Origin of the sequence: Microcoleus sp. PH2017_34_RAT_O_A (assembly GCF_020737885.1) — a bacterium.
Lineage (GTDB): Bacteria > Cyanobacteriota > Cyanobacteriia > Cyanobacteriales > Microcoleaceae > Microcoleus.
Map to the genome: position 1 here is coordinate 1 of NZ_JAEQDD010000137.1, position 12,809 is coordinate 12,809.

At 42.8% G+C, this 12,809-nt stretch carries 17 protein-coding genes; 6 read left to right on the plus strand and 11 right to left on the minus strand.

Features of this window, described 5'->3' with window-relative positions; genetic code table 11:
• Positions 1–103: 103 nt before the first annotated feature.
• The 4 genes from JGK11_RS30230 to JGK11_RS30245 form a co-directional block, all read right to left on the minus strand.
• Complete coding sequence (locus JGK11_RS30230; RefSeq protein WP_293207392.1) at positions 104–550, minus strand: DUF5958 family protein; 447 nt, start codon at positions 548–550, stop codon at positions 104–106.
• A gap of 17 nt (positions 551–567) precedes the next feature.
• Positions 568–798: a hypothetical protein gene (locus tag JGK11_RS30235; RefSeq protein WP_293207394.1), complete on the minus strand. Its 231-nt coding sequence runs from the start codon at positions 796–798 to the stop codon at positions 568–570.
• A 226-nt stretch (positions 799–1,024) separates the two neighbouring features.
• Positions 1,025–1,573, minus strand: a complete 549-nt coding sequence (locus tag JGK11_RS30240) for a hypothetical protein (protein WP_293214140.1) — start codon at positions 1,571–1,573, stop codon at positions 1,025–1,027.
• 31 nt (positions 1,574–1,604) lie between these two features.
• Positions 1,605–2,186 (minus strand): Imm30 family immunity protein, encoded by a 582-nt coding sequence (locus JGK11_RS30245; protein ID WP_293185702.1) that lies wholly within the window; start codon positions 2,184–2,186, stop codon positions 1,605–1,607.
• Between the two features lie 3 nt (positions 2,187–2,189).
• Between JGK11_RS30245 and JGK11_RS30250 the strand changes: the two genes are divergently transcribed.
• Positions 2,190–2,339 (plus strand): hypothetical protein, encoded by a 150-nt coding sequence (locus tag JGK11_RS30250; RefSeq protein WP_293185701.1) that lies wholly within the window; start codon positions 2,190–2,192, stop codon positions 2,337–2,339.
• Here JGK11_RS30250 and JGK11_RS30255 read toward each other — a convergent pair whose 3' ends face one another.
• Together JGK11_RS30255 and JGK11_RS30260 are read right to left on the minus strand one after the other, a co-directional pair.
• Positions 2,340–2,747 (minus strand): hypothetical protein, encoded by a 408-nt coding sequence (locus JGK11_RS30255; RefSeq protein WP_293185699.1) that lies wholly within the window; start codon positions 2,745–2,747, stop codon positions 2,340–2,342.
• Positions 2,731–3,327, minus strand: coding sequence for a hypothetical protein (locus JGK11_RS30260; RefSeq protein WP_293185698.1), 597 nt, complete (start codon positions 3,325–3,327; stop codon positions 2,731–2,733). The genes JGK11_RS30255 and JGK11_RS30260 overlap by 17 nt, the downstream gene beginning before the upstream one ends.
• 324 nt (positions 3,328–3,651) lie before the next feature.
• Here JGK11_RS30260 and JGK11_RS30265 point away from each other — a divergent pair, with 324 nt between their 5' ends.
• The 4 genes from JGK11_RS30265 to JGK11_RS30280 all read left to right on the plus strand — a co-directional run bounded on the left by JGK11_RS30265 (position 3,652) and on the right by JGK11_RS30280 (position 5,344).
• Positions 3,652–4,179 carry a helix-turn-helix domain-containing protein gene (locus JGK11_RS30265; RefSeq protein ID WP_293214143.1) on the plus strand — a complete coding sequence of 176 codons (528 nt, stop codon included), beginning with the start codon at positions 3,652–3,654 and terminating at the stop codon, positions 4,177–4,179.
• Between the two features lie 153 nt (positions 4,180–4,332).
• Entirely contained in the window at positions 4,333–4,590 is a 258-nt protein-coding gene (locus JGK11_RS30270; RefSeq protein ID WP_293214145.1) for a type II toxin-antitoxin system ParD family antitoxin, read from the plus strand.
• 134 nt (positions 4,591–4,724) lie between these two features.
• Positions 4,725–4,907, plus strand: a complete 183-nt coding sequence (locus JGK11_RS30275) for a hypothetical protein (protein WP_293214147.1) — start codon at positions 4,725–4,727, stop codon at positions 4,905–4,907.
• A 59-nt stretch (positions 4,908–4,966) separates the two neighbouring features.
• Entirely contained in the window at positions 4,967–5,344 is a 378-nt protein-coding gene (locus JGK11_RS30280; RefSeq protein WP_293185693.1) for a hypothetical protein, read from the plus strand.
• Positions 5,345–5,561: 217 nt separating this feature from the next.
• On the opposite strand, the gene JGK11_RS30285 is transcribed toward JGK11_RS30280, so the two are convergent.
• Complete coding sequence (locus JGK11_RS30285; protein ID WP_293185689.1) at positions 5,562–6,122, minus strand: Uma2 family endonuclease; 561 nt, start codon at positions 6,120–6,122, stop codon at positions 5,562–5,564.
• Positions 6,123–6,217: 95 nt separating this feature from the next.
• Positions 6,218–7,654 (minus strand): DUF3370 domain-containing protein, encoded by a 1,437-nt coding sequence (locus JGK11_RS30290; RefSeq protein WP_293214156.1) that lies wholly within the window; start codon positions 7,652–7,654, stop codon positions 6,218–6,220.
• A 149-nt stretch (positions 7,655–7,803) separates the two neighbouring features.
• Between JGK11_RS30290 and surE the strand changes: the two genes are divergently transcribed.
• A complete protein-coding gene (gene surE, locus JGK11_RS30295; protein ID WP_293214150.1) occupies positions 7,804–8,481 on the plus strand; it encodes a 5'/3'-nucleotidase SurE in 678 nt (225 codons plus the stop codon).
• Positions 8,482–9,076: 595 nt separating this feature from the next.
• On the opposite strand, the gene JGK11_RS30300 is transcribed toward surE, so the two are convergent.
• From JGK11_RS30300 to JGK11_RS30310, 3 genes are all read right to left on the minus strand, one after another.
• The gene (locus tag JGK11_RS30300) at positions 9,077–9,199 is read right to left on the minus strand and encodes a hypothetical protein (RefSeq protein ID WP_293157680.1); all 123 of its coding nucleotides are present in this window, start codon (positions 9,197–9,199) and stop codon (positions 9,077–9,079) included.
• Between the two features lie 361 nt (positions 9,200–9,560).
• Positions 9,561–10,775 (minus strand): FAD-dependent oxidoreductase, encoded by a 1,215-nt coding sequence (locus tag JGK11_RS30305; protein WP_293185685.1) that lies wholly within the window; start codon positions 10,773–10,775, stop codon positions 9,561–9,563.
• Between the two features lie 308 nt (positions 10,776–11,083).
• Positions 11,084–12,616, minus strand: a complete 1,533-nt coding sequence (locus JGK11_RS30310) for an NAD(P)/FAD-dependent oxidoreductase (protein WP_293214153.1) — start codon at positions 12,614–12,616, stop codon at positions 11,084–11,086.
• Positions 12,617–12,809: the final 193 nt, after the last annotated feature.

Here is a 12,809-nt window from a genome sequence, read left to right on the forward strand (position 1 = left end):
GTAAGGCTAACACTGCATAATTTCAGCCCAAAAGCGTTTGGCTTCCAAGTTTTCACAACTGATAAAAAAATCCGACCCACATCTGCGGAATGTGGGCTATAACTCAAACAAGAATACTTTGTTCAAACACGCACCGAATTTCATCTACAACTTTGCGATCGCTCAAATCACGATGCCACCAGTGGCTACAGCCATCTTGACAATATTTATCGTACCTGCGGGCATCAGCAATTGCTAATAAACTGATTAATAGAAAAAAGGTTTTGATAAATTCTGAGGACGGCAGTTTCAAAAGCTTTGCCATTTGTTCTTTTAATCGCCCTTTGCTCAGCAATACGCAAGGAGTGTAAGTTGTGCGAAGTTTTGATTTAGTAATAGCTAGGCAAACATCTTCTTCTCGCGCCCCTGCTTGGATGGTCATGTAGGATAGCCGCTGCAATATTTCCTGCTGGCCTTGGGTTGGGAAGCTTAGAAACCAGTTTTTTGCATCTTCTTGGCTAATTAGGGCTTGTTGAATTTGATTGATTGTAATTTCATCGGTTAGATTCATTAAATAAAATTTTAGTTTCAGCCATCTGTTGATTTGAGTTTGCCGGATGCTTTTGCTTGGTCGATCGCATCTTGAATCAGAAGGTAGACAAAGTTGGAGATCGATCGCTTTTCGATATCGCACAACTTTTCTAATTCCTTTTTAGCCTGTGTTGGCAAAACCACTGAAATCCGCTCGCTGTCGCTCATGCCTTGCAATCTGTTAGAAGTTTCTCCTATTGTGCCATTGTTCAGTCCTGGATGCACCATCGACCGATCCAGGGGCAACCACGGGGGGTTTGCCCCTACTTTCACTATAGGTGGGTTCTGCCTAAGTCCTGTGTTGTTTCGGCAACGAGTGCCTAACATCCGATTTGAAGTGGTGTTTGATTTACCGCATCCTCAAGGATAATTTTCTTGAGAAACGGTGTTTGATTGACTGACAGTTCACTTTGGGGCGATCGCACTTTTGGAGATTAAGGGCGATCGCACTTAATTAACAAATAGCCGAAGCAGGCGCAATTTCGCGGAGTGGCATCAGGAATTCTTGCTTTTCTTCGGGGGTGATATAGCCGCCATTTAGAGCCATTTCCATGAGTTGTTCGACAAATCCCTTTAACTCAGTTATAACTTGAGTTTTATTCAGTTCAAAGTGTTGATTTCTGGATTTTAGGGTAAAGTGGTTTGGAGATAAATATCCAAATTCTTTGAAATTACAACTAATTTTATCGTTGGTTAAGGGCTGCAATTCAAAAGTAAGGCACACACTTTCAACAAATTCTATTTTGATGGGTTTGCCTTGAGATAACTCACTGAGTTTTTTGGGGAGTTCATCTTCTAGGAGCATACATATATCGGGGTCTAAAAAAAGTTTGATTTTTTGTTCACCGATTTCTATTGAAACTGGGCGATCGCATTCAAAGCAAAATAGTTTCAGCCCTAATTCAAAATGCGAAAGTTCTCCTAATGAGTCATCTGGTGCATCAGCATATTTTTCGCCATTAGGTTCTTCTAGGTGGATTGTAAAATTGCTATAGTTATTCATCTTCATCGCTCCTATCTAATGGCGAGAGGCTTTATTTGATTGGTTTAATTTCGGCTATTGGTCGATCGTCTTGCAAGAGTACCAATATATTACCCTCTTGGATGAGTTTAATAAAGCTCGACAGATCCCTCTGAATTTCATCAATATTAATGTCGATCGCAGTTGCGCCGGAAATAACTGACTCAGCATGGGAAGATAAAGGAGGGGATTCATTAGCAACTATTTCGCGCAGCAAATGCGTACATAAATCCCGATTTTGAGAATGGGTAGAATGTAACATCTCGCCATATAAACTCCGGGCTAAATCCTGATTGAGAATTCCATAAAGTAGAATCATTGTCCATTCTTTAGCATTCACAATCATTCTGTCTATGCTATCAATAAACGCCTGCAACTGGTCTTTTAGCTCAAAAGACTCCAGAAAATGAATGAGACCATACATGACTTCATGTTGTTCGCATCTGTCATCTAAAACTAGATAAAGTGTTGGCAAATATTCGCTGTTAGGATGTAGGGCAAGTTCGGCTAAAGCGAAGTCAAAATTCATTGCTTCTTCATCAGAGCGGATGAATTTATTAGCATTTAATGTTTCTATTAATTGAGTAACGTTCATCTTATGTCTCCCACTTTATCAAAAGTACCCGACCATGCCAGTGAAAAAGGGTTCGCTATTTTAATTAAATCATGGAAGATTGCTTTTGGTGAATGGGAGGCGATCGCTCTTTGGGAAATGGGAGGCGATCGCCCGCCTTTTGGGGCAAAGTGATTAACTTGGTTCTTTAAAAGCTTCTAAACCCGCACGCAATACACTTGCTACAGGATGATTGATCGCTTGCATTAATGCCTCAACACTCATCGCTTGAATTAAACTAACTACTCGCTGTTCTAAAGTAGGGTCGCTTTTTATTTGTTTTATAGCCTCTTCTGCTACAACTGCTTTTTCGCTCAGAGTCTCCGTTGGGTAATTTTGTGCCAGTTGCTCTAGCAATTTCTGAATTTCTGCTGCTGCTTCAGCTAGATTTTGCTTTTGTTCAGGTGAGTAATTGTGGATAGTACCACCTACTTGCTGAGAATTTATATTCTGAGAGTAGCCAACACCTATTGATGCTTGACTTTGATTGATTTTGGGTTCTGACATAATATCTCCGTAGCCATAGCTAATTATTGTTTTCATTATATATCTTACCACCTACTTGCCGAACACTAATGCTCCCAGAGTATCCAATACCAATTGAGGAGCCACTTTGGTCAACATTGATAGAATTGTCTTCTATATTAATTACGTAAGTTTTTTCTTCATTGCTATCTAAAATTTTATATAATTCTGAAACTACTTCTTCTAATAATTTTTCACTGGTGATATTTTTACCACTGGTGAGTAAAAGATTTGCTTTATCTCCTGAAATGAAAGATACTTCAATCAAATACTGGGTTGTGATTACTTTGATTGTTTTGGGTATAAAAAAATTATAACCTAAAGCCAGTATAATCATTGTGACAATTACTATTAGCCATATTCTTTCGCTTTCTTTTATTAAGAAGAATAATGCTGCCACATACATACAAATCAAAACCTCAAATGGCACTCCTTTTTTATTTCTTGTTGTCTCAGTAATTTGAGCTTCAGTGACTCTAAAACCGGTAATGTTACGAATTAAATAAACAGCATTTCCCAATCTCACTGCTTTTTTGCTGAAGTATAGTTTAGAGCCTGTGAGTAAAGGAGTGACCCCTTGATTCTGAGACGAAGCCATAATTTCAATCTTTCAATCTGCTTATCAACCCCAAGAAGAGATGCTACAGCCTCTTGTTTATATATCAGGGGCTAATCCACAAAATTATGCAAAAACCCAGAAAATAAATTAAAAAAATTACCAGCAGCACCCGAAACTAGAGTCAAACCCAGAAAATTACCAAAATTCAGCCCTACTCCCCTGTCGGGTCGCTAACTGCCATCAGTAATAACTCAAAAGCCCTGCCACAAACTTTTTGACTTGTAAATTGCACCATGTACAGTTGAGCTTTCAAGTATAGTAAGCTAAATAACACTGGTTGCAAACTGATATACATCAGGAATTATGTTAGAATCGCATCAGGAAATTTACACACACCAATCTATGGCATCCACAAACGATCGCTTCGTCGAAGCAGAAAGCCGCTGGGATCTCAAAACTCTGTACGCAGACTTAGCCGCCGTTAAGGGAAAGCCTCTCACCCCCGTTGAAAAGCTGCACCTGCGGGGGTTGCTTTGTGGCAACAGTCCCGCTGAAATCGCCGAAAAGCTGCAAAAGAATCCCAAGGGTGTGGAAACTGACCTGTGTGCCACTATTTATAGATACGTTAAAGGCTTTGTCGGTAAAGGGATTGAAAAGATCGAAAATTGGAGAAATATTGCTGAATGGCTTGAGGATGCTGGATATAAAACTAAGCCACCTGCTAAATTTGCTGTTAAAGACAGTTTATCTGACAATACTAAATTTAACGTAACTAATATAACTTTTGAAAACAATCAAATAACAATTGATGTTTTCCTACAAATAACTGTACCGCTACCTTCTGAACTTTCAATACAAAACTTAGACCTCAACGATAACAACGCTAACTAATCAAATTCGCGACGAACTAGCGATTGCGATCGATAAATAGTAGTAGGTATTGCTAGTGCCACGTAACGCATCAGTCATAGATTAGAATAGAATAGAGACAAACGTGCAATCCCCCCGAACTGCAATAAAACAATAGCCAGCCGATATTTACCTATGAGTATCACCCTCACCCCCGAACAAGAACAACTCATCCAGGCCCAACTCGCTAGCGGGCGCTATACCAACGTTACCGAAATCATTGCTGACGCGCTACGGCTGCTGGAAAAACGCGATCGATACAATCGCTGGGTAGAAGAAGTTTGCGCCAAAATCGAAATAGCCGCCACACAACTCGATCGCGGTGAAGGGGTGGATGGTGAAACGGCGATCGCTCAAATCAGAGCCAAATTTCACAAAGCTCGATCGGTATAATCGCCCATGAGCCAATATATCATCTCACCTGAAGCGATATCGCGAACGATAGAATTGAAATTATGAGAATTATCAGAGGCGATCGGGATTTAGAAGCTTTTTTTGAAGACAATGGAGAATAGGTTAGAAATCAAATGACTGAACAAAAACTTGTCAAGTTATCCGATCGCATTGACGCAGGTGTCAAAGCAGCAATTGCCGAAGCGATTGAAAAACACCGCAGACTAGGACAATCAATTAGTATCTGGCGTGACGGTAAAATCGTGACTTTAACTGCTGCTGAGATTCCACCGCTATCCAATAACGACACTGTATAATTAGAATTCCCGTCGTCTATTGTGCTAGGATTCAGTCAGAGCGTCAGTAACTAAAAAAAATGGCAACAATTACCCTTCAAATTCCCGACGAATTGGCTCAACGTCTAGAACCTTTGCAAAATCGATTGCCAGAATTGCTTTGGCAAATTCTAGAATTAACGAAGAATCCCACAACTATCGAGCCGGAAATCAACACTCATAGTGGCGATATTCCCGCAGTTTATCAAGAAGTTCTTGATTTTTTGATAAAGAGTCCAATTCCACAAGAGATTGTTAATTTCAAGGTTTCACAACAGGCTCAGATACGCCTACAAATTTTGCTTGACAAAAACCGCGAATCGATACTAAATCCAATGGAAATAGAAGAATTAGATGTTTGCGAGCAGCTAGAACATCTGATAATTTTACTAAAAGCAAGAGCCTATTCAGAGATTTGATAAATGACTCCTACTTCCATATCGATAAACAAGGCTAAGAACAACGCTATTTAAATTATGAGAATTATCAGAGGCGATCGGGATTTAGAAGCTTTTTTTGAAGAGGATAGAGAATAGGTTCGGACATTCACAATTATAATGGATTTGCTCGATACTATTTTAGATTTTGGCGATAGACAATCTAGATGTACGATAGCTTATCTACTTCTATATCGCTCTAACCCAAAATAAAATCAACGCTTACTTCAAACTCAGGAAAAGCTAGCGGCGCAACCATTTCTCCCCGCTCAAACTTTTGCATTGAAGTATAGCCATTTGCCGTCGGACAACGGTAAACTTCTAAACAATTCACCTCAAGATCCCACAACCATACTTCTTGAATACCAGAACGAGCATAGTTAGGAACTTTCACATTGCGATCGAAATCAACAGTGCTATCAGAAACCTCAACTAACAACAAAACTTCAGATGGTACTGGATGTGCAGTAGCGTAGTAGTCAGCGCGAGGTTGTAGCAATACAATATCCGGTTGAGGTTCTGTACGCTCACTTAACTGAATTGGGTTTTGAACATCCAAAATAGCACTTTCTTCTGGAAGTTGGCGAAACTGTCGGATCAGTCGCCGTACACAAGTTGCATGACGAGTACCAATTGCAGCCATTTGAACGATCTCTCCTTCTATCAATTCTACTCGGTCATCTTCACCCAAAATGCCAGCCTCACCCATTAGGTGATATTCTTGCACTGTAAATAGCCGTCTTTGCATTTGAACAGACATAACTATTCTCCTTATTCGGCAGTTGTATAAACTTTATCATTATTGCCAGTAAGCTTCAACCTACTCGCCGATCGCCCTAACTCAATCACCATCAACTAATTACTCGATCGCACAGTCAGCACTTGCGGCGGCGTCGCATCCGGCGGATACAAGAAATCCACCTGCACCAAACGGCGTTCCCCCGGCTTCATATTCACATTTACCAAAGCTTCCCCCTGCTGTCCCCGGCGCTGCACAATGTGAATGTAGCGCGTCAAAGTCTTCCCCCCATCATCATTAAACATCACCCGCAGCGTACCTCGGAAAAATATCCGATTTTCCGGAGGATCGTAAAACGTAAGTCCGGCCGATTCTTTATTTGCTTTAATCGGTGTTTGCATTCTAATGCTCACAGCTTGCGACTCGCGAGACTTGTTATAAAGTGGAAAAGTTAAATTGTATTGAATCCCGTAATTACCGTGAGCAAAATAAGCAGTATCTGGATAGCGAGCTAACATTTTAGCGCTTTGAATTTGACCAGTCCCAAAAGTACCAGTATCAGTAGTGCTCAGAGCATAAGAAAATGACTCGCCGCGATTGGGAATCGTTAAATAATCGGTTCGCGAATTGTCAGTAATTTTAGCTTTCCACTCGGAACCTTCAGCGACTCCGGCCACGCGCCCGTAAATTTTTTGCAGTGGATTTTCGCCTCTGGGAGTTGGTGCTAAATCTCTCGGCCCAGCTAAACCTTTCGTGTTTAAAATATTTTCCCATTGTTCCAAAGTCGGATATTGCTCGACTCCTTCTTTAGTTTGAGGAGCAAACATAGCTAAACTAGCAACATAAACCGAATTGCTGCTCGACACTCGCATTAAAGTCGATCGCCCGTTAGAAGCAGGCGTCACAGTCCCCACAGGTATCGGCAAATTCATCAGCATTCGGCTCTGCTTGCCCGGAATCTCGATCGCAGCAGGCAAAATGGCTTGTCTGTGCCCCCGCAGCACATCGCTGGTGATGCGGCTGCCAGGCCCCGCAAACACAGTGCCAAATCGATTTTCTAAATATGACGGCAAATCGACAAACAAAGCATCCGGGCGAGTTAAATAAGTCGCTCCTTGCAGGATATTTAAAGTAACAGGTTCCGAGTTGGGATTGTGGACAATTATGCCTTGAAATAAGGTGCGAGTTTCGGCACGATTTTTAGCTTTGGCGATGTGGTGGGCGAAGATGTCAAATCGGCCTTTGAAGGCAAAGTTTAAGTGTGCAGAAGGTACTTGTTTGGCTTCCTCGGGAAATGTGGAGAGCAAAATGCCTTCGGTTTGTACAACTTCCGGGCTGTTACTGTTGAAAACGGGGATGCTGTCGAGTTTTCCCGGCAAAACGCGCACTTGCTGGGGCACCGTCACAGTTTTCAGCGGGCCGGTTGTCTGCGGTTGTGGTGGTAAATCCAGTTCGTTTTCCGGTAGCGGGACTTCTCGCTGAATTTGGATGACTTGTTGACTCGGAGGTTTCGGGATTGCTTGAGCTAAGGGTAGAATTGGTAACAAAAACATAGCTGTGAGCGCGTTTAACTGAACTTGCAAATTGCTTTGACGCAAAGCAATCGACACAAAACTTTACCACAACTAGGTTGACATTTCCTTGAGTTTGGGAATTTTAGGTCAATTTTTGCGGATATAGTCAAATTTAGGACAAATTTTCAATGACGATAATTTTAACCAACGACGACGGCATTGATGCTCCGGGGATTCAGGCACTTTTGCAGGCTGTAGAGGGCAAGACAATTATGGTGGCCCCTCAAGGGCAACTTTCGGGCTGCGGGCATCAGGTGACTGCTCACAGTCCGATTCATGTCGATCGGCGATCGTCCGTCGAGTATGCTGTAGGAGGAACACCCGCAGACTGCGTGCGGATTGCTCTCAATCACGTTTGTCCAAAACCGGATTTGGTACTTTCCGGGATTAACGCCGGCGGCAATTTGGGCGTTGACGTGTACATTTCAGGTACAGTTGCTGCGGTGCGGGAAGCAGCTATGCACGGTATTCCTGGCATCGCAATTTCCCATAGAATTAAAAGGCCGCTGGAAATTGACTGGGATGTCGCGACTCGCTGGACATCGCGGGTGTTGGCCGATTTGCTGAATCGCGAACCAAAGCCGGGGTGTTTCTGGAATGTGAATTTTCCGCATTTAGCGCCGGGAAGTGCGGAACCGGAAATTGTGTTTTGTCGCCCTTCAACTCAGCCGCTGCCTGTGGTTTACCGCCAAGAGGGAGAATACTTTTATTATGTCGGAGAGTATGGCTCGCGCGATCGAGCGCCGGGGACTGATGTTGAGGTGTGTTTTGGCGGTAATATTGCTGTGACTGAGATATCTCTGTGAGCGGATTAGGTAGGGTGGTTTTATTCTCATACCAAAAGTATCGCTCAAAGGTCGGCTCGCCCTTGCCCCAAGGTATGTAGTTGCGCTTCAGCGCTCTTAGCTCATATTAGGAAATAGCGCTTTCATCGCAACTACGTACTTCAGATGAAAGGTTCTTAGCTTATATTAGGGAAAAGCGCTTTCATCGCAACTACGTACCTCAGATGAAAGCGTTCTTAGCTTATACTATAAAGAGCGCTGAAGCGCAACTACGTACCTAAGATGAATGGTTCTTAGCTTATATTAGGAAATAGCGCTTTCATCGCAACTATGTACTTCAGATTAAAGGTTCTTAGCTTATATTAGGAAATAGGTCTGAAGCGCAACTACGTACCTAAATTGTATGACGACAATAAAACCGCCCATATAGCCTAAATATAATATCCTATGGCTAAATTACCATGATAAACCCATCTGATGATTGCGAGCATTCTCTGCGGATATGATTTAATAATAAACCCGTTTTCAGATGAGCCGAAAACGGGATATTTAAATAGGTTGAAACTTGAGAGGAATGACAATCAAACAAAATTAATCGCCATCCCGAGAATGGCAGCTATCTCTCCTTCTGACCGTCCCTGCTACCAAAATTTTTATTGTCATCCTTCGGCTTAGCAACACCATCAGGTTGTTTTTTTGGCTTTTTGACTTCTTTGTTGCTTTTTCTTTCTTTTGACATAATCATTCCTCAATTTTGACTCAAAAAACATCGATAGAAACCTCTGCCTAACTGCAAGTAAAAGGAGTTGCCCGACAGACAGGTGCGATATCGTGTTCGGTCAATTAGCCTTAATAGAATAAGTTTGTAGTCAGGACTTAATTCTTCAGCATTTTCTGAGGACTTAACCCACTACAAACTTATTTTACAGTGTTTTCAGCGGACACGAGTTTACTTGCTGTTAGTATCGTATCATCTTTGGTAGATTATAAACTATGTTTTGCACTCCTAGCATCTACTCTTAGGCATATCCATAAATTCCTCATGTGTAGAATGTCGGAAATTACTTTATTTCCTAGAGTTTGTAGCATCAACGTTCCACTCACCCGATTAATTTCGCGACTCGCAAAGCAGAGGTAATCGCTCCTTCGTGCAAGCCATCTCCCAAATAAGCTCCCGCATGATAGGTATGATTCTCGCCATTAGTCTCGATAATTTCATCTCGATATCGGAAAGACTCCACTGTATATAATGGTGTGTGATGTTTCTGAATGTGAATAATTTGCTCTTTTGCAATCAATTCATCCAGATGAAAAGCTAAACTGTACTCTCGCGGCGATGTGATGCCGCAAAGCTGATTCAAGCTTGCATTGTAGCCCCATCCCTTGTCCGTCTCGAAAAAATCGAATTCCGATAACTTGCGAATACCGTAGCGATCGTACATCGAAGTATCCGAATGCAGCACAGTCGTGGCATAATTGGGTTTCCAGGCCGCAAACCGCTTCGTTTCCGCCTCCGTCGGGTCAGCCAACAGCCTCATCACTTGGTCTGGCGGCATCGCAAACACCACCTTATCAAATTCCTGAGTCTCCCCATTTGCCAGCACAATTTTTACAGCACCAGCACTTCTGAAAATCTTAGCAATCTCCACATTCAGCAGGATATCACCCTTATACCGCTCCAGAATCTTTTCAATGTAAGAATAGACCCCCCCTTTAATCCTCACCCAATTCACCGAAGCATATTCGCGCAGCACCGGCATCGCCAATTCCGCTGGAAAATCGTCGAGCAATTCAAACGGTATCGAGTAGCTGTACATCGTCAGCAACTTCAGCCAATCATTGCGGACGCACGACTTTTTTAAACTATGAGAAAGTGGCATATCGTAGAAATCGTGCTGTTTGGCAAACCGCATTTTTAGCAGAAATCCAGCCGAACGAGCATAGAGACTGTCGAGTTGCAAATACTCAATCAAGCGTTGCATTCCCGTAAAATTTTTTTGAATAGCAACCGCTGACAAAAAGTGACCGCCATCTTTAAAAAATAGCGATGAACCAATCTGCACGGGTTCTAATTCAACGCCTAGCTCCTGCATTAAAGCCGCGAAATTGTAAAACACAGTGGGAAATTCTAGCACCCCATTTTCTAATATTTCATTGCACTCAGATTGATTGGGCAAAACATTTTTATTGAGCGTCCGAATGTGTCCGCCTAAAATCGGCTGACTTTCCAACACAGTGACGTGGTGTCCCTGTTTGTTGAGCCAGTAGGCTGTAGCCATACCACTAGCTCCGCCCCCAACAATTGCAATTCTCATGGTTCTCTCCTAAATTGATAGAGTGGAACATTAATCATCGAATGCTTAAGAGCTTAAAAAAAGAAGGTATGTAGTTGCGCTTCAGCGCTCTTTATAAATATTAGGAAAGAGCGCTGAAGCGCAACTACGTACCTAATTCGTCTGACGACAATAAACCGCCCTACCTAACTCCTCTTAATAAGGGGGGGGCTAGAAGCTGTTTCTAGTTTTCTGGCTGGTTGGATGTAATGCCCTTTTTATTTCTTAGTCTGCGGAGGTAGACTTCGTTTCACAACTAGCGATTTCCATCGCCGAGTAACGAATTTCTCTTAGCCTAAAATCGCATCGCCGGACAAACGTTGATAAAGCAGCGCCCCCGTCCAAAATGTCGGTGCAAAGCCTGGATAGCCCGAGGATGCGTTGCAGAAATAGAAATTGTTGAGGGATGTTTCGTGATTTAGCCGATCGACTCCCATGTTTTTCGGCGTCAGGGTAGAACCGTAGGAATTGCCGTTGGGACACCAGCAAAAGCGCTCGTTAGTGGTAGGACTTCCGGTAATATGAAAAATCATGTGTTTGCGGAAATCGGGAACATAGTGTTTTTCAACTACGTCTAAAATTGAGTCGAGAATCTCTTGTTTTTTCTGCCTGTAAGCTTTGCGGTCGGTCTCCCAAAGTTGTTTAAAATAACTGTAGTTAGCCACAGTCAGAAATTCTACAATTTGACAACCTTCGGGACAATCGGGCCGCGCTTCGGTGAGTAAAGTCGGCGTTGTAATCGCAAAACTCGGACGAGAAAAATCATTTTTGTCATACATTTGAGCAAAAGCTTCATTCAGATCCAAATGTTCGGAATGAAACGTATTCCACTTGCCAAAGCCGTAGTCTCGCAGGTCGATATCTTTGACAACGCAGTACACCATGTAGTTGGATGCAGAATACTCATAATCAAGTTTCCGCCGCACTGTTTTTGAGAACAGTTCCTGACCAATCATCTTGGCTGCTCTTTTGGGGTCGAGGTTGCAAATCACCGTGTCGCCCGTGAATTTATGGGTTTGATGCGTTGTCAAATCCATCGCTTCAACTCCCGTGACAGTTCTATCTGTCAGTCTGAAATTCGTGACTTCATGGTTTAGTAAAACTTTCCCGCCGTTGGATTCAATGACTTTAACTAAAGAATTGATGACATCTTCAAAATGCTGCGTCGGATAAAATGCACCTTCTTGATAGCCTCGAAACAAAGCAATCCAAGCATAGAAAGACAACTGGTTCGGAGGTAGCAAAAAGTCCGGCCATTGCAGGGCTAATAAAGTTTGGGCGCCTTGGGGGAGTTGGAATTTATCAAAAACATCCTGAAGCGTGCTATTGAGGTGTTGGACGGCGCAGAATACGTCACCGAAATTTTTGAGCAATTCAATTGGTTTGACGGGAGGAGCGAGTTTTCTGAGTCCTTCGCCAGTTTTTTCGACTTCGTTGACGAATTTGCGAATTCTCTCGCCCGCTTCGGGAAACAGCGCCGACAATCGCCGGATCAATTCCTCTGCTTCCGAGGGAATATCGAGGGCGTACCCAGGCATTCTCATGTGGTCGAAGCCATTCGGATCGTAGCGCTCAAAGGTGACATCGCGATCGAGATTGAGTTTTTTGAGGACTCGATCGACTGTATGTCCTTCGCCGCAGTCCCAAACGTAGTGGAATTGGGCATTAAACGTGTATTTTTTGGCCATTGTAAAGGTGTGGCCAAAGCCTCCGGGATGCTCGTGAGCTTCCAGGATGTGCACGATTTTGCCGGAGTTGGCCATCAAGGCTCCAAAAACCAATGCTGATAAACCACTACCGACGATGAGGTAATCTGTTTTCATGGGATATTTCCTCGATCGATTGAATCGGGCGATCGTTCTATTTTTAGGCTAACGCTCAATTCTGAGGAAATTCTGAAGATGATTTCTTATAGCCCCCCGGCGATTGGAAATCGCGGCTACACAAACGATGTCCACCTCCGTGGACGAAGAAGGTATTCGGAGATGGAAAATTATCAAATAAAATCTTTAACCC

Excerpts from the sequence above, each read along its gene's own strand:
- JGK11_RS30230 (WP_293207392.1), bottom strand. The coding sequence starts at position 550 with ATGAATCTAACCGATGAAATTACAATCAATCAAATTCAACAAGCCCTA.
- JGK11_RS30235 (WP_293207394.1), bottom strand. The coding sequence starts at position 798 with ATGGTGCATCCAGGACTGAACAATGGCACAATAGGAGAAACTTCTAAC.
- JGK11_RS30240 (WP_293214140.1), bottom strand. The coding sequence starts at position 1,573 with ATGAATAACTATAGCAATTTTACAATCCACCTAGAAGAACCTAATGGC.
- JGK11_RS30245 (WP_293185702.1), bottom strand. The coding sequence starts at position 2,186 with ATGAACGTTACTCAATTAATAGAAACATTAAATGCTAATAAATTCATC.
- JGK11_RS30250 (WP_293185701.1), top strand. The coding sequence starts at position 2,190 with ATGTCTCCCACTTTATCAAAAGTACCCGACCATGCCAGTGAAAAAGGG.
- JGK11_RS30255 (WP_293185699.1), bottom strand. The coding sequence starts at position 2,747 with ATGAAAACAATAATTAGCTATGGCTACGGAGATATTATGTCAGAACCC.
- JGK11_RS30260 (WP_293185698.1), bottom strand. The coding sequence starts at position 3,327 with ATGGCTTCGTCTCAGAATCAAGGGGTCACTCCTTTACTCACAGGCTCT.
- JGK11_RS30265 (WP_293214143.1), top strand. The coding sequence starts at position 3,652 with ATGTTAGAATCGCATCAGGAAATTTACACACACCAATCTATGGCATCC.
- JGK11_RS30270 (WP_293214145.1), top strand. The coding sequence starts at position 4,333 with ATGAGTATCACCCTCACCCCCGAACAAGAACAACTCATCCAGGCCCAA.
- JGK11_RS30275 (WP_293214147.1), top strand. The coding sequence starts at position 4,725 with ATGACTGAACAAAAACTTGTCAAGTTATCCGATCGCATTGACGCAGGT.
- JGK11_RS30280 (WP_293185693.1), top strand. The coding sequence starts at position 4,967 with ATGGCAACAATTACCCTTCAAATTCCCGACGAATTGGCTCAACGTCTA.
- JGK11_RS30285 (WP_293185689.1), bottom strand. The coding sequence starts at position 6,122 with ATGTCTGTTCAAATGCAAAGACGGCTATTTACAGTGCAAGAATATCAC.
- JGK11_RS30290 (WP_293214156.1), bottom strand. The coding sequence starts at position 7,654 with ATGTTTTTGTTACCAATTCTACCCTTAGCTCAAGCAATCCCGAAACCT.
- surE (WP_293214150.1), top strand. The coding sequence starts at position 7,804 with ATGACGATAATTTTAACCAACGACGACGGCATTGATGCTCCGGGGATT.
- JGK11_RS30300 (WP_293157680.1), bottom strand. The coding sequence starts at position 9,199 with ATGTCAAAAGAAAGAAAAAGCAACAAAGAAGTCAAAAAGCCAAAAAAA.
- JGK11_RS30305 (WP_293185685.1), bottom strand. The coding sequence starts at position 10,775 with ATGAGAATTGCAATTGTTGGGGGCGGAGCTAGTGGTATGGCTACAGCC.
- JGK11_RS30310 (WP_293214153.1), bottom strand. The coding sequence starts at position 12,616 with ATGAAAACAGATTACCTCATCGTCGGTAGTGGTTTATCAGCATTGGTT.